Annotated in this window: 15 protein-coding genes; 8 read left to right on the top strand and 7 right to left on the bottom strand. The window is 69.9% G+C overall.

Annotation, left to right across the window (positions count from 1 at the left end; genetic code table 11):
• Positions 1–12: 12 nt before the first annotated feature.
• Positions 13–792, bottom strand: a complete 780-nt coding sequence (locus tag ACQUQF_RS16075; RefSeq protein ID WP_435180113.1) for an SDR family NAD(P)-dependent oxidoreductase — start codon at positions 790–792, stop codon at positions 13–15.
• A gap of 140 nt (positions 793–932) precedes the next feature.
• Between ACQUQF_RS16075 and ACQUQF_RS16070 the strand changes: the two genes are divergently transcribed.
• Together ACQUQF_RS16070 and ACQUQF_RS16065 are read left to right on the top strand one after the other, a co-directional pair.
• The gene (locus ACQUQF_RS16070) at positions 933–2,498 is read left to right on the top strand and encodes a class I adenylate-forming enzyme family protein (RefSeq protein ID WP_435180112.1); all 1,566 of its coding nucleotides are present in this window, start codon (positions 933–935) and stop codon (positions 2,496–2,498) included.
• Between the two features lie 2 nt (positions 2,499–2,500).
• Positions 2,501–3,244, top strand: coding sequence for an HAD family hydrolase (locus tag ACQUQF_RS16065; protein ID WP_435180111.1), 744 nt, complete (start codon positions 2,501–2,503; stop codon positions 3,242–3,244).
• A gap of 39 nt (positions 3,245–3,283) precedes the next feature.
• Here the strand turns inward: ACQUQF_RS16065 and ACQUQF_RS16060 are convergent, their stop codons facing one another.
• Positions 3,284–3,829, bottom strand: a complete 546-nt coding sequence (locus ACQUQF_RS16060; protein ID WP_435180110.1) for a hypothetical protein — start codon at positions 3,827–3,829, stop codon at positions 3,284–3,286.
• Between the two features lie 129 nt (positions 3,830–3,958).
• Between ACQUQF_RS16060 and ACQUQF_RS16055 the strand changes: the two genes are divergently transcribed.
• A complete protein-coding gene (locus ACQUQF_RS16055) occupies positions 3,959–4,372 on the top strand; it encodes a PadR family transcriptional regulator (RefSeq protein ID WP_435180109.1) in 414 nt (137 codons plus the stop codon).
• Positions 4,373–4,402: 30 nt separating this feature from the next.
• Here the strand turns inward: ACQUQF_RS16055 and ACQUQF_RS16050 are convergent, their stop codons facing one another.
• Positions 4,403–5,620, bottom strand: coding sequence for an acyl-CoA dehydrogenase family protein (locus ACQUQF_RS16050; RefSeq protein ID WP_435180108.1), 1,218 nt, complete (start codon positions 5,618–5,620; stop codon positions 4,403–4,405).
• A 165-nt stretch (positions 5,621–5,785) separates the two neighbouring features.
• Here ACQUQF_RS16050 and ACQUQF_RS16045 point away from each other — a divergent pair, with 165 nt between their 5' ends.
• The 5 genes from ACQUQF_RS16045 (at position 5,786) to ACQUQF_RS16025 (ending at position 11,150) form a co-directional block, all read left to right on the top strand.
• Entirely contained in the window at positions 5,786–6,898 is a 1,113-nt protein-coding gene (locus ACQUQF_RS16045; RefSeq protein WP_435180107.1) for a phosphotransferase family protein, read from the top strand.
• A gap of 293 nt (positions 6,899–7,191) precedes the next feature.
• Positions 7,192–7,962, top strand: a complete 771-nt coding sequence (locus tag ACQUQF_RS16040) for an SDR family NAD(P)-dependent oxidoreductase (RefSeq protein ID WP_435180106.1) — start codon at positions 7,192–7,194, stop codon at positions 7,960–7,962.
• A 102-nt stretch (positions 7,963–8,064) separates the two neighbouring features.
• Positions 8,065–8,889 carry a sugar phosphate isomerase/epimerase family protein gene (locus tag ACQUQF_RS16035; protein ID WP_435180105.1) on the top strand — a complete coding sequence of 275 codons (825 nt, stop codon included), beginning with the start codon at positions 8,065–8,067 and terminating at the stop codon, positions 8,887–8,889.
• 119 nt (positions 8,890–9,008) lie between these two features.
• Complete coding sequence (locus ACQUQF_RS16030) at positions 9,009–10,676, top strand: AMP-binding protein (protein ID WP_435180104.1); 1,668 nt, start codon at positions 9,009–9,011, stop codon at positions 10,674–10,676.
• Between the two features lie 150 nt (positions 10,677–10,826).
• A complete protein-coding gene (locus ACQUQF_RS16025) occupies positions 10,827–11,150 on the top strand; it encodes a hypothetical protein (RefSeq protein WP_435180103.1) in 324 nt (107 codons plus the stop codon).
• 85 nt (positions 11,151–11,235) lie between these two features.
• On the opposite strand, the gene ACQUQF_RS16020 is transcribed toward ACQUQF_RS16025, so the two are convergent.
• The 4 genes from ACQUQF_RS16020 to ACQUQF_RS16005 form a co-directional block, all read right to left on the bottom strand.
• Entirely contained in the window at positions 11,236–12,363 is a 1,128-nt protein-coding gene (locus ACQUQF_RS16020; RefSeq protein WP_435180102.1) for an AI-2E family transporter, read from the bottom strand.
• 201 nt (positions 12,364–12,564) lie between these two features.
• Positions 12,565–13,281, bottom strand: a complete 717-nt coding sequence (locus tag ACQUQF_RS16015; protein WP_435180101.1) for an ABC transporter ATP-binding protein — start codon at positions 13,279–13,281, stop codon at positions 12,565–12,567.
• Between the two features lie 52 nt (positions 13,282–13,333).
• A complete protein-coding gene (locus ACQUQF_RS16010) occupies positions 13,334–14,230 on the bottom strand; it encodes an ABC transporter ATP-binding protein (protein WP_435180100.1) in 897 nt (298 codons plus the stop codon).
• Positions 14,227–15,141 (bottom strand): branched-chain amino acid ABC transporter permease, encoded by a 915-nt coding sequence (locus tag ACQUQF_RS16005; RefSeq protein WP_435180099.1) that lies wholly within the window; start codon positions 15,139–15,141, stop codon positions 14,227–14,229. The genes ACQUQF_RS16010 and ACQUQF_RS16005 overlap by 4 nt, the downstream gene beginning before the upstream one ends.
• Positions 15,142–15,310 lie beyond the last annotated feature (169 nt).

Raw genomic sequence — 15,310 nt, 5'->3', positions numbered from 1 at the left:
CTCCGAGGTCGGCTACACGTCGGGGGTCTCCATGATGCGGGGGACGCCCGCCGCGGTGATGGTCTCGCCGACGACGTAGGAGGCGGCGTCGCTGGCGAGGAACTGCGCGATGTCGGCGATCTCCTCGGAGGTGCCGATGCGGCGCTCGACCTCCGCGCGGTCGATGTTGTCGGCGCTGACGCCCATCTGGCTCTCGACGCCCGGCGTGGCGACGAACCCCGGCGCGATGCAGTTGACCCGGACGCCGTCGCCGGCCCACTCGAACGCCAGCGTCGAGGTGAGGTTGATGACGCCGGCCTTGGCCGCGCCGTAGTGGCTCATGTGGGGCGAGCCCTTCTGGCCCGCGACGCTGGCGAGGTTGATGACCGCGCCGCCGCCGTCCTCGCGCATGCGCTCGCCGGCGACCTGGGTGCAGTGGAAGGTGCCGTGGAGGTTGATGTCCACGATGGTCTCCCAGCCGTTCTCGCTGATGTCCGCGAACGGCGCCATGAAGCTCGCGCCGGCGTTGTTGACCAGCACGTCGACGCCGCCGAACTCCTCGACGGTGGCGTCGACAAGCGCCTCGACCGCGGCGCGGTCGGTCACGTCGCACTCCACGGCGAGCGCGCTCCCCTCGCGGTCGCTGTCCGCGATGCCCTCGGCGACCGGTTCGACGTTCTCCTGCTCGCGCGAGCAGACCACGACGTCCGCGCCGTCCTCGGCGAACCGCTCGGCGATGGCCCGGCCGATGCCGCTCGACGCGCCCGTCACGATGGCGGTCCGCCCGTCGACGCTGAACTGCTCGGTCGTCACGCGAACCCCTCCGCGGTCGGTCGCTGCGGAACGTTGGTTACCATTGTTAACTACGACGCCGAATACTCGCCCGCCGTTAATAAATGTGGGCGAGGTATTGCAATCGTTATCTTCATTTAGAATGGCAGTCATTATCACTCATGGACGAGTCCGCGTTCACCGAGGCCGCGCGGTCGGGCAACGTCGCGCGCCTCCACGACGAGACGGCCGAGCGCCACGCCGACGACCTGGCGCTGGAGATGCGGGGGACCGAGCTCACCCACGCGGAACTGCGAGACCGGTCGGCCCGGTTCGCCGGCGGGCTCGCCGACCTCGGGGCCGGCGTCGGCGATCGGGTGCTGCTGTACCTGCCGAACTGTCCGGAGTACGTCGTCGCCGCGCTCGGGACGCTGAAGGCGGGCGCCGTGGCGTCGCCGATGAACCCCCAGTACAAGGCCAGGGAGATCGGCCACCAGCTCGCGGACACCGGGGCGTCGGTCGTCGTCACCCACGCCGCGCTCCGGGAGCACCTGACCGAGGCGCTCCGGGAGAGCGACCTGGAGCCGGCGGTCGTCACGGCGGGCCCCGCCGACGACCTCCCCGAGGAAGACGCGGCGTTCGCGGACGTCGACGGTGAACCAGTTACGGTCGACCGGGAGAGCGACGATGTCGCGCTCCAACCGTACACCAGCGGGACGACCGGCGAACCGAAGGGCGTGCTGCTCACCCACCGGAACCTCCGGGCCCAGGCGTTTTCGGGGTTTGAGCTGGTCGACGTCGACCCCGGCGAGGACCGGAGCCTGGCGGTCCTGCCGCTGTACCACATCACCGGCTTCGTCCACTCGACGTGGCAGACGCTGATCCGGGGCGGCGCGGTCTACCTCCGCAACCCCGCCGAGTGGGACGCCGAGGACGCCATGCGGACCATCGAGGAGGAGGGCATCACCGGGTTCATCGGCGTCGCCGCGATGTACGTCGATCTGGTCAACCACGAGGCGTTCGGCGACTACGACCTGTCGAGCCTCCGGGAGACCGGCCAGGGCGGCGCGAAGATGCCGGTCGCGGTCCAGCGGGAGTTCGAGTCGGTCGCCGGCGTCGACACCTGGGAGGGGTACGGCCTCACCGAGACGACCGCCGCGACCCACACCGGCGCGGGGTCGACGTTCGGCCACAAGCTCGGGACCATCGGCCAGCCCCTCCGGATGACCGACGCCAAGATCGTCGACGAATCGGGTGAAGAGGTCCCGCCGGGCGAGGAGGGCGAACTGCTGGTGCGGGGTCCGCAGGTGATGAAGGGGTACCACGACCTGCCCGAGGCGAACGAGGCGGCGTTCACGGAGGAGGGGTACTTCCGGACCGGCGACGTCGCGCGACGCGACGACGACAACTACTACGAGATCATCGACCGGAAGAAGCACATGATCAACACCGCGGGGTACAACGTCTACCCCAGCGAGGTCGAGGAACTCCTCTTCGAGCACGAGGCGGTCGCCGACGCCGCCGTGGTCGGCATCCCGGACGAGCGCCGGGGTGAGACGGTCAAGGCATTCATCGTGCCTGCCCCGGACGCCGACGTGTCCGCCGACGAAATCCGCGAGTTCTGCCTCGACAACCTCGCGGAGTACAAGCACCCCCGCGAGGTGGAGTTCGTCGACGAACTCCCCCGGACCGCGAGCGGGAAGGTCCAGAAGTTCAAGCTAGTCGAGGGCGAGGAGGACGAGAGCTGACCGTGCCGGGCGACGAACCGTCGCCGGGCTACCGGGCGGTGTTCTGGGACATCGGCGGCGTCGTGCTCGACCCCGACTCGGTCCGCGAGGCCCACGAGCAGTTCGTCCGGCGGGTGGTCGCGGAACAGGCGCCCGAGACGGCGGTCGAGGCGGAGATCGAACTCGCCGACGCCGTCGAGACCTGGCGGACCGCGGTCGGCGAGTACTTCCGGGCGCGCGACGGGACCGAGTTCCGGTCGGCCCGGACCGCCTACCACCGCGCGGTCGAGGCAGTCGTCGGCGAGCCGATCCCAGAGGCGGAGTGGCGACCGCTCTTCGAGGACGCGACGGCGGGGACGCTCCGGCCGGAACCCGGCGCGGTCGAGACCGTCGAGCGGCTCGCCGAGACCGACCGCCACGTCGGCGTCGTCAGCGACGTCGACACCGAGGAGGGCCTGCGCATCCTATCGGAGTTCGGCGTCCGGGACCGGTTCGACTCCATAACCACCTCTGAGATGGTCGGCCGGACCAAGCCCGACGCGGCGATGTTCGAGACGGCCCTGGAGGAGGCCGGGCTGTCGTCGGACGCCGCCGCGGAGGCGGTCATGATCGGCGACCGGTACGACCACGACATGGCCGGCGCGAAGGAGGTCGGCCTGACGACCGTCGCGTACGGCGCGGCGGCCGGCCCGGCGGTCGACTACCGGGTCGAGGACCTGCGGGAGGTGCTGGACGTCGTCGGAGTCGATGGCGGCGACTGCCGCTGAACTGTCACGAACGAGTCGGAAACCGGCCGCCGATCGAACTTACGGAAGTTCGTCCGTGACCTCGACGAGGTCCTCCTCAGTTCGCCACCGATACAGCCGACCGTCCCGCTCGAACAGGTCGAAGACCCCGTCTTGCATCCAGCCGAACGGGTTGTCCTCGCCTTCGTACTCCCGCTTGAGGACGTGACTCTTCGCGAAGTACTCGACTGTGCCGACGAGCAGGCCCTGCTCGACGAGAAAATCGCTCGGGTCCTTCTCGGCGACACCAACGACGTACGTAACGATATCGGCTACGAGACAGAACTTCTGAATGCCGTTGTCCCACTCGCCGCGGACGTCGACCATCCGGAAGGCGTACGCGTCCGGACGTCGGTTCAGGCGGTCGACGACGAGATTCAGGCGGCGAATCGGCTCCCGGTCGTAGTTCCCCAGGACGAAGTACGACCGTTCGTTCTCGTATACCGGAGCGAGTTCGCTCAGCGCGTGGAGGATCTCCTCGTTGTCGGCCAACGATATCTCCTCGCGGTCGAGTTGCTCTTTCGCACTCGCCAGAATCTCGTCGGGGACGGGCGACTCCTCGGACATATCGCGTCCGTCTCGCGGCACGGTGTTATGGTTTACTCCGTAAACTACTGCTTCAATTAGCGTCTGATTTACCCTGGGGTAATTTACTCGTGGGTAAACTACTTGTGACGTCACGGCGTAGGTGGTAGTATGAGTACTGACCTGGGGACCGCCGACGCGGTGGGGAACCGCGAACTGGTCCACTTCGTGACCCAGCAGACGCGGTTCGCGCTCCTCAGCAACATCCTCCAGCACCCCGAGCAGCTCCCCTCGATGTACGAACTCGAGCAACTCAATCCGAGCGTCAGTGACGCCACGGTCTACAAGCACGTCCAGAAATTGATCGACGCGGGCGTCGTCGAGGAAGTCGCGCTCCCCGACGACGAGCGTCGCCAGGGGTACCCCTGGAAGTTCTACGCGCTCACGGACGAAGGTCGGGCATTCCTCGAGGAGCACAACCTCGTCGCGGCCGAGGAGACCCTCCAGCGGATCTACGAGACGATCTCCGACAAGCCCGAGAAGATGGTCAAGTACGAGAACGCGCCTCGCCCCGACCGGGAGTGACCGTCGTCGCAGGCTTTGAGAACCGGTTCCCTACTCGTCGTCGAACCGCAGCAGGTGCTCGACCTCGCTCCGGTCGGTGTCCTCGAAGGCGTTGCGCGCGATGACCCGCTTGTGGACCTCGTCGGCGCCGTCGATGATGCGGAACTGCCGGACGTTCTCGTAGAAGTCCGCCAGCGGCAGGTCCTTGCCGATGCCGTTGCCGCCGCAGATCTGGACCGCGGTGTCGATGGCCTCCTGGGCGACGTTCGCGGCGTAGGCCTTGCTCATCGCCACCTCGATGCGGGCCTCCTCGCCGGCGGCGATCTGGCGGGCGGCGTGCCGGACCATCGTCCGGACCGCGTGGAGCCGAGTCTCGGCCTCGGCGACCTCGAACCGGAGCGCCTGCTTGTCCGACAGCGTCCCGTCGAACGCCCGGCGCTCCTCGGCGTAGGCCTTCGCGACGTCGAGCGCGCGCTCGGCCATCCCCGAGAAGCGCATGCAGTGGGTGAGCCGGGCCGGGCCGAGGCGCCGCTGGGCGATGGCGAACCCGGCGTTCTCCTCGCCCAGCAGGTTCTCCTCGGGCACGCGGACGTTCTCGTACTTGATCTCGGCGTGGCTCCCGCCGGTGAGGCCGCCGCCGAGGTGCGGGATGTCGCGCACGACCTCGACGCCGGGCGTGTCGGCGGGCACGAGGAAGATCGAGCAGCCCTCGTAGGGGTGGGCGTCCTCGTCGGTCCGGGCCATCACCAGCAGCACGTCGGCCTCGCTGCCCTGCGTGGTCCACCACTTGTGGCCGTCGATGACCCACTCGTCGCCGTCCTTCTCGGCGGTCGTCCGGATCATCTTCGGGTCCGACCCCGCGCCGGGCATCGGCTCGGTCATAGAGAACCCCGACCGGACGTCACCCTCCACGAGCGGCCGGAGCCACTCCTCCTTCTGGTCGTCGGTGCCGACCATCTCTAAGGTGTGCATGTTGCCCTCGTCGGGCGCGTCGACGCGGATGGCGGCGGGGCCGAGCAGGCTCCGGCCGGCCGCCTCGAAGACGGGCAGCACCTCGCGGAAGTCCATCCCCATCCCGCCGTACTCCTCGGGGATCTGGGGCGCGTACACGCCCCGCTCTCGCGCCGCCTCGCGGAGCTGGGTGAGCTCTCCCTCCGGGACCGGCCCCTCGCCGAGGTACTCCCGCTCGACGGGGATCACCTCCTCGCGGACGAAGGCCCGGGCGCGCTCGGCGACCTCCCGGCCGCTCGTCGGGTCGTCGTACTCCATACCCCAACCTCTCCGCAACGATGTAAAAGCATTTCCCCGATTCCGTTACCCTCGTAAGTTCTATACCGGAGTTGTCCGTACAATCGACACGAGCGACTGGGGCCGGGCGACGCCCGCGCAGCGGGCCGCCGGCCCAGCGACCGCACGGTGCGGTGGGACGAACCCATGACAGGACGCGACGACACCCCGACAGAAGCGACACGCGAGCCGTCCGGCGACGACCGCGACTACTTCGACCGACTCGTCGACCGCGACGCGCTCCGGGCGTACCTCGCCGACCGGCTGGGCGACGCCGAGGAGTTCGCCGTCAGCCACCACGGCGAGGGTCACTCCAACGAGACGCTGTTCGTGACCTGGGGCGACCGGGAACTGGTCGTCCGGCGGCCGCCGCCGGGCGAGACCGCCGAGACCGCCCACGACGTGCTCCGGGAGTACCGGGTGATGGACGCGCTCCAGGACACCGACGTGCCGGTGCCGACGACCGTGCTGGCCTGCGAGGACCACGACGTCATCGGCAGCGACTTCTACGTGATGGACCGGGTCGCGGGCGACGTGCTCCGGGACGCCGAGCCCGACCGGTTCGCGACGCCCGAGGCCCGCCGGCGCGTCGGCGAGGAGCTGGTCGACACGCTCGCGGCCGTCCACCGGGTCGCCTACGAGGACGTCGGGCTGGGCGAGTTCGGCCACCCGCCGGGCTACACCGAGCGCCAGGTCGAGCGCTGGACCAAGCAGCTGGAGTGGGCGTTCGAGCGCACCGCCGACGAGCGCACGGTGCCCCAGCTCCGGGAGGTCGGCGACTGGCTCGCCGAGCGCTGCCCGACCGACCACGAGCACGCGCTGGTCCACGGCGACTACAAGCTCGACAACGTGGCGTTCGCACCCGGCACGCCGCCGGAGCTCACCGCGGTGTTCGACTGGGAGATGGCGACGCTGGGCGACCCGCTGGCCGACCTGGGCTGGATGCTGTCGTACTGGCGGGACCCGGGCGACCCCGAGCCCGCCTCGCCCGAGCTCGAGGCGACGTTCATGGAGGCCGAGGGGTATCCGACTCGCAGGGAACTGGTCGAACGCTACGAGGACACCACCGGCATCGAGTACGAACACGACCGGTTCTACCGGGCGCTGGCGGTGTACAAGCTGGCCGCACTCGGCGAGATGTTCTACCGGCGCTACCTCGAGGGCAACAGCGACGACCCGATGTACCCGGTGATGGAGCACCGGGTGCCCGACCTGGCCGCCCGCGCGAAGCGCATCATCGACGGGGACGAACCGCTTTGAAGTTCTTGCTTCTTGTTCGCGCACCGGCGGTCGTCTCAGCGTGACCGCTAACCGCAGAACTGGCAGTGTGATTGCTTCGAAAGCCCCCGCCCGCTCGCGGTCGCTGGCCGACATATCCTCGGCTCGCAGGCTCGCCTCGGATAGGGGTCGGCCAGACGACCACGCCCTTCGGGCGCGAGCGGGCGGCCCCTTTCAGTCCCACCCTCGGCTGTCTGTGTAGCCTTCCGACGTGGCCCCCGAACACCCCTCCGCGCGACCAAATCGTTTTGCCGCCGGGGGCCGACCCTCGACCCATGACAGACCTCGACGCCTTCGACCTCTCGGGCACCGTCGCCGTCGTCACCGGCGGCACCCGCGGCATCGGTCGCGCCATCGCCCGCGGGTTCGCAGACGCCGGCGCCGACGTGGTCCCCACCTCGCGCACCGAGGAGACGGTCGAGGCGGCCGTCGCGGACGTCCGCGACCGCGGGGCGTCGTCGCTGGTCGCGCCGACCGACGTGACCGACGAGGCGGCGGTCCGGGAGCTGTTCGACCGGGTCGACGACGAACTCGGCGGGGTCGACGCGGTGGTCAACAACGCGGGCATCAACCCCGACGCCGCGCTCGGGCCGCCCGAGGACGTCGACGGCGAAGCGTTCGACTTCACGACCGACGTGAACCTCGGCGGCGCGTTCCACTGCGCGCGGGCCGCGGCCGAGTCGCTCGCCGAGCGCGGCGGGACGGTCGTCAACGTCGCCAGCGTCGGCGGGCTCGTGGGGCTGCCCCGCCAGCACCCCTACGTCGCCTCGAAGCACGGCCTGGTCGGGCTCACCAAGAGCATGGCGCTCGACTGGGCGCCCGACGTCCGGGTCAACGCCCTGGCGCCGGGGTACGTCCGGACCGACCTGACCGAGGAACTCCGCGAGAGCGAGCGCCTCCGGGCGTCCATCGTCGACCGGACGCCGCTCGACCGGTTCGCCGACCCCGAGGAGGTGGCCGGCCCCGCCGTCTTCCTGGCGAGCGACGCCGCCTCGTACGTCACCGGCGAGTGCCTCGCGGTCGACGGCGGGTGGACCGCGCGGTGAGGCGGGGCCGACGCGCGGGCCGCGGCGACGGGTCGGGCCCTGACCCGGCGGGAGGCGAAGTTCCGGAATCACTATGCCCCGAGGCGTCGTGATTCGCTATCCATGTCACGAACCGACGAGGAGACCGACCGAGCGCCCGGCCTCGACCTCGGGTTCACCGTCGGCCTCGGTATGGCGTTCGACGAGGCCGTCCCGTGGGCCGCCGGCGAGGGGTTCGACTTCGTCGAGGTGCTGCTCGACGGCCCGTACGCCCGCGAACGCATCGCCGACCGGGTCGACGAGATGCGGGCGACGCTGGCGGAAGCCGGACTCGGCGTGGTGGTTCACCTGCCCTTCACCGTCGACCCGGGGTCCCCGTTCGCGCCGGCCCGGGAGGGCGCCGTCGCCGAACTGACAGCGGGGATGGACCTCGCGGCCGACCTCGGCGCCGACACGGTGGTGTTCCACCCCTCCTCGAACGCCTGGGACCTGGGGTGGACCGAGGCGGAGCGCCGCGGGTTCGTCCACGCCGGCCTGGACGAACTCGTCCCGGCGGCCCGCGACCGCGGCCTGGAGCCCTGCGTCGAGAACGTCGTCTCGAGCTACTACGACGCGACGACGTTCGACGAACTCCTGGAGCGGTACCCCGACGCGTCGATGACCTTCGACACGAGCCACGCGCTGCTCGCCGGGATGGACGAGGCCGGGATGGCGGCGTTCTGCCGCGAGCACGCCGACCGCATCGGCCACCTCCACCTGGTCGACACCCGCGGCGGCGACGACGAGCACCTCCCGGTCGGGATGGGGCGGATTGACTTCGCGACGGTGCTGGCGGCGCTGGCCGACGAGGGCTGGTCGGGCACCGCGACGCTGGAGATCGGCACCGAGGACTACGACACCATCGCGCTCGGGCGGCGCCACGTCGAGGAACTGCTGGCGAGCGCCTGAGGTCCGGCGTCGGTCGGCGCGGACCGGTCCAGGCGACGACCTTGACGGATGGCATCTACCCACACGTTTTATGCCGTCCCCGTCGTACGAGGGTGGCACTTCCGGGTGAGTAGAGTACCATGCCCTGGCGCATCACGCTCGACGCCGACACCTACGAGCGGGCCCGCGAGGAGTTCTCGTGGGACCAGATTCCCGACGACTACAACGCCGCCTACGATTTGGTGGGCAAGCACGAGGAGCCCGACCGGCCCGCGCTGTACCAGGCCGACCCGGACGGGACGCGGGCGACCTACACCTTCGGCGACCTCGACGACCTGTCGGACGCCGTCGCCCGCGGGCTGGCCGACCGCGGGGTCGGGCGCGGTGACCGCGTGGCGGTGGTCGTGCCCCAGAAGCCGGCCAACCCGATAACGCACCTCGCGTGCTGGAAACTCGGCGCCGTGTCGCTACCGCTGTCGGTGCTGTTCGGCGAGGACGCGCTCCGGTACCGGCTCGACGACTCCGGAGCCACCGCAGTCGTCGCCGACGAGTCGGTCCTCGACACCGTGCAGGCGGTCCACGACGACTGCCCCGACCTGGAGCACGTCGTCGCCGTCGACGCCGACGAGCCGCCGGCCGACGTCGAACCGTTTGCGGCGCTCCGCGGGGAAGGAGATCGGGCGGCCGGATTCGAGACCGCCGACACCGACGCCGACACGCCCGCCATCGTCATGTACACCAGCGGGAGCACCGGCCCGCCGAAGGGCGTGCTCCACGGTCACGGCGTCTGGCTGGGCCACTGCCCGGCGTTCTACATGTACTTCGAGCGCGACGTCGCGGAGTCGGTGTTCTGGACGCCCGCCGACTGGGCCTGGATCGGCGCGCTGGGCGACCTGATCTTCCCGGCGTGGCACCACGGCCGGCCGGTGGTCGGCCACCCGATGGGCGGGTTCGACGCCGAGACCGCCTACGAGCTCCTGGCGGAGTTCGGCGTCACCGACGCGTTCCTCCCGCCGACCGCCATCCGGATGATGATGGACGTCCCGGACCCGGCGGAGCGGTACGACCTCGACCTGAAGGCGGTCTGCTCGGGCGGCGAGCCGCTGACGCCCGAAATCCTCGACTGGGCCGACGAGGCGCTGTCGGGCGTCGCGGTCAACGAGCTGTACGGCCAGACCGAGGCCAACCTGCTGGTGGCCAACTGCCGGGACTGGTTTCCGGCGCGGGCGGGCAGCATGGGCAAGCCCGTCCCCGGCCACGACGTCGCGATCGTCGACCCGGAGACCGGCGAGCGCCGCTCCCGGGGCGAGGTCGGGATGATCGCGGTCCGGCGCGGCGAGGACCCGGTCGTCTTCCGGGAGTACTGGAACCAGCCGGAGAAGACCGCGGCCGCGAGCGTCACCGGGCCGGACGGCGGTGAATGGCACCTCACCGGCGACCTGGGTTCGCGCGACGACGAGGGGTACTTCTGGTTCAAGGCGCGCGACGACGACGTCATCATCACCGCGGGCTACCGCGTCGGTCCGGGCGAGGTCGAGAGCGCGGTCCTCGAACACCCCGACGTCGAGCAGGTCGGGGTCGTCGGCGTCCCCGACGAGAGGCGCGGCGAGATAATCAAGGCGTTCGTCCAGACGGTCTCCGGGGTCGACGGCGACGACGCGCTCCGCGAGGAGATCCGCGAACTGGTCCGGGACCGGCTGGCGAAGCACGAGTACCCCCGGGAGATCGCGTTCCTCGACGAGCTGCCCCAGACCACCACCGGCAAGATCCAGCGCCGGAAGCTCCGCGACCGCGAGGCGGCCGAGTAGATCGGCGGGTCCCGGTCGGGCCGCGGTCGGCGGTCGGGCCCGGAATCGCCGGCGGGCGGCGACCCGGTCCGGGCGATCCCGGGCGAGTCGGGCGCGCACCGTCGCGAATCTGCCCAAAGCCCTAACGACGTCGCGGCCCTTCGAACCGATGTGCCCGACGACCACTCATACAACGAGGACGCGGAGTACGGAGAGGACGACTACGACGACGAAGTCGCCGGACGCGACGAGTACAGGGAGGACGTCTACGACGACGATGACGCGTACGGCGACGACGCGTACGGCGACACCGAGTACGACTCGGCGTACGCCGAGGAGGACGAGGGCGGGAGCTGGTGGGACGAGGGGCTCATCGGACTGCTCCTGATCGCCGGGGTCATCCTGTTCTTCTTCCCGGAGCCGTTCACCTCGACGATCGGCATCGCGCTCATCGCGCTCGGCGTCATCGCGTGGATCGTCGACGCGCTCACGTAATCCTGTGCGCGCCGCCACCGGCCCGTTCTTTCGGCGATAGTCCGCGGAGCTGGGTCCGCCCGGAGGCCGCCGCGATGCGGACGGTCTACACCGCGTGTCCGGCGATCAGCTTCGGGAGCACCGCGTTCGCGAAGTGGTAACCGACCGCGAGCACGATGGGGCCGATGAACAGCCCCGACCAGCCGAACACCACGGTGCCGAGCACGTAGGCCAGCATGATCATCCCGAGGGTGAGTTCGCCCGCCGAGAGGTACGACCGGATCCAGAAGTCGGGGACGGTGTCGACGACGACGAAGGTGACGACGAAGAAGAGGACCGGGAACCACACCGGCATCGCGCTCCCCTTCCCGGTGGCCCGGAGCAGCAGCCAGACCGAGTAGGGGACGTAGACGATCTTCATGCCGACGACGGGGATGATGACCGCGACGCCGGTGGCGAGTCCCAGCAGGATCGGGCGGGCGATCCGACCCGCGGGGACCAGTCTGCCGAGCGCCAGGTAGACGCCGACGGCGATGACGGTCGTGACGACGATGGTGAGGAGGTTGCCGAAGAAGATGTGTTCGAGGTCGCGGTCGACCCGGTCGGCGAAGTCCAGCACCGCCTCGTCGTAGTCGAAGCTCTTCTTGAACCACGTCGAGATGGCCTCGTCGTCGCGCAGCAGGTAGAACGCCACGACGACCACGATGAACACCCGCACGAGGATCTTGATGATCGTGGTGGCGTACGCCCTGATGTTGCCCGCGAGCAGGTTTGCCCCACCGGCCTGGCCGGGCGGGGTCGCCCCGCCGGTCACGTTGGCCTGGGCGGTCTGGTTGGCGGTGCCCGGCCGGGAGAGCCCGAGTATCTGGCGGCCGACCGCCCGGAAGTCCAGGCACGACCCGCTCGCGATGTACGGGTCGAGGTACGACTGCAGCCACTGGATCTGCTGGGAGTGGGCGATCTGGCAGAACTCGCGGAACGCGACCAGCCCGGTGTACCCGACGATGAGCAGGAACGGCACGCCGACCAGCAGCAGCGAGAGCGTCGGCGGGACGTCGGGGTGGTCGTCGAACCGCTCCTCCAACCGCTCCTCCGCCGGTCGGAGCGCGTAGTAGAGGAACACCGCGAACCCGAGCGTCCCGACCAGCTCCAGCGCGACCGTCGCGAGTATCACCACGATGAGGAGGCCCAGGAGCCCCCACGCGATCTGGTTCCGGTTGAACCCCCACTCCATAGTCCCGTCAATGCCGGTCGGGGCAAAATGCTCGCTGGCCACCGCCGGTCGCGTCGGGAACGACACAGTTCGCGCTCGCTGCGACTCGCGGGCGGAGCCGGTGCCCTCGCGGCGCAGTCCGCGTCCTGCCCTCGCAGCGTCGTCCGCATCCGTGCGACGTCAGCCTCACCGGATGGCCGTCGCCCCCCGGGACGTTCGCGGTCAGTCCGACTCGGCGACCGACACCGAGAGGTACTCCTCCAGCAGGTCCTCGCGCTCGCGGAGCTCGGGGACGCTGCCGTCCCAGACGTTCGACCCCTTCTCGATGATGTAGGCCCGCTCGGCCAGGTCGAGCGCGAACTGGACGTTCTGCTCGGTCAGCAGCACGGTCACGTCCCGCTCGACGATGTCGGCGAACACCCGCCGCAGGTCGTCGACGATGACCGGCGCCAGCCCCTCGGTCGGCTCGTCGAGCAGCAGCAGGTCGGGGTTCTGGACCAGCGCCCGGCCGACCGACAGCATCTGCTGCTCGCCGCCCGAGAGGTCCCGGCCCCGGCTGTCCCGGAGGTCGTCGAGCGTCGGGAAGACGTCGTACATCTCCTCGACCGGCCGGGGGTCCTCGGCGGTCTCGGCCGCGACCCGGAGGTTCTCCTCGACGGTCAGCGTCGGGAAGATGCGCCGGTCCTCGGGCACGAGCTTGACCCCCATCCGGCTGATGCGGTTGACCGGGGTCGTCACGATGTCGGTGCCGCGGTACCGGATGATCCCCTCGCGCCGGGGGACGGTGCCGACGATGCTCCGGAGCGTGGTGGTCTTGCCCGCGCCGTTCCGGCCGAGCAGCACCACCACCTCGTTCTCCTCGACGGCGAGCGAGAGGTCGAAGATGACGTGGCTGTTGCCGTAGTAGACGTCGACGTCCTCCAGTTCGAGCAGCGCCATCAGCGCTCACCTCCGGGGAGCGCCGTCGCTCCACCGCCTCCGGGGAGCGCCATCACTCCTCACCTCCCAGGTACGCCTCCCGGACGCGCTCGTCGGCCATCACCTCGTCGGGGGTGCCGTCGGCGATGAGCTGTCCGCCGTCGAACACCAGGATGCGGTCCGAGATGCCCAGCACCACCTCCATGTCGTGCTCGGTGACGAGGAACGTCGTGTCGGTGCGCTCGTTCAGGTCGTCGATGAGCTCGACCATCCGCCGGGTCTCGGTCGCGTTCATCCCCGCGGTCGGCTCGTCGAGCAGCACGACCGACGGGTCGGTCCCGAGCGCCAGCGCGATCTCGACCTTCCGGACGTCGCCGTGGGAGAGGTTCGCGCACCTCGTCTCGGCCACCCCCGAGAGGTTCGTGAGTTCGAGCACCCGCCGGGCCTCGGCGTTGAGGTCGTCGTCGGTCGCCGCGATCGACGTGAAGTCGAGCGTCCGGCCGTCCCGGCTGATGCGGGCGATCCGGACGTTCTCCAGCACGGTCAGCCGCTCGAACACGTTGTTGATCTGGAACGCCCGGGCGAGGCCGAGCCGGTTGATCTCGTGGGGCTCCATCCCGGTCACATCGACGAGGTCGTCGCCTCCGGTCGCTTCGGTCCCGGCCGTCGGTCCCGGCCCCTCGTCGCCCGCGCCGCCCGCCGCGGTGCCCCCGTCGGTCGCGGCGCCGTCGTCGGCCTCGGTCGCTCCGTCGTCGACGATGGACTCCTCGCGGCGCGGGCGGATCTCGACCCGGCCCGCCGAGGGCTCCAGCTGGCCGGCCAGCAGGTTGTAGAAGGTGGTCTTGCCCGCGCCGTTCGGGCCGATGATGCTGGTGATGTCGGCGTCGTCGATCGCGACGCTGACGTCGTCGACCGCGACCAGCGCGCCGAACCGGCGGGTCAGGCCGTCGGTCCGCAGGACGGTCGTCACGTCGCCCCCTCCTCGCCGCCGAACAGCCCCTGCGGTTTGAGCACGAGCACGGCGATCATCGCCAGGAAGGGCAGCAGCTGGCCCGCCCCGGAGATGACGATGCTGCCGACCGCGATGAGCAGCCCGATGACGTACGCGCCGACGAACGCGCCCGTGAACGAGCCGAGGCCGCCGATGACCACGACCACGAACGCGTTGATGATGACCTGGTTGCCCATCGCCGGGCTGACCGCCCCGACCGGCGCCGCCAGCGCGCCGCCGAGGCCGGCGAGCACGGCGCCGACGAAGAACACGCCGGTGTAGAGCCGCGAGACGTCGATGCCGAGCAGCCGGGCCATGTCGCGGTCGCTCGCGGTCGCCCGGACCAGCCGGCCGACGTTGGTGAACCGGAGGACCGCGAACAGCGCGCCGAGCACCAGCACCGACATCACCACGAGGAACGCCCGGTAGGTCGGCGCCGCCAGCGAGTCGGTGAACCGGACGGTGCCCTGCAGCCCCGCGGGCGGCGAGATGACGAACTGGCCGGTGCCGAAGGTGATGCGGGTGAGGTCGGTGAGAATCAGCACGAACGCGAACGTCAGCAGGAGCTGGTCGAGCACCTCCTCCTGGCGGCCGTACAGCCGGCGGATGAACCCCATCTCGATGACCGCGCCGAGCACGCCCACGACGACGAGGGCGGCGACCACGCCCGGCCAGAAGCCGAGCCGCGGGACGCTCACCCCGAACACCGTGAGCCCGTTGACCATCGTCACGGCCACGTAGGCGCCGATCATGTACAGCGCGCCGTGGGCGAAGTTGAGCACGTCGAGGACGCCGAAGATGAGGCTCAACCCGATCGCGACGAGGAACAGCTGGGCGCCGATGCTGAGGCCCGTGATCACCTGGTCGGCGACCAGGCCAATGTCAACCATACGCACGGCTCACCGAGAAAACGATTAAACGTTTCGCCGATTTCACCGGGAAATCGCAGGAAAAAGCCGGCATAATTTCTAGGAACCTGGGAAATTTGGATGTTATCCGGGACGACAGTAAATGCAGTAAAAATTAGTGATATAATCGAGACCGGTGTCACCCCGTACT

It is taken from the genome of Halorussus sp. AFM4, assembly GCF_051194995.1.
Lineage (GTDB): Archaea > Halobacteriota > Halobacteria > Halobacteriales > Haladaptataceae > Halorussus.
The sequence above is the reverse complement of the archived record's forward strand: the minus strand, read 5'-3'. Positions and strand labels throughout refer to the sequence as shown.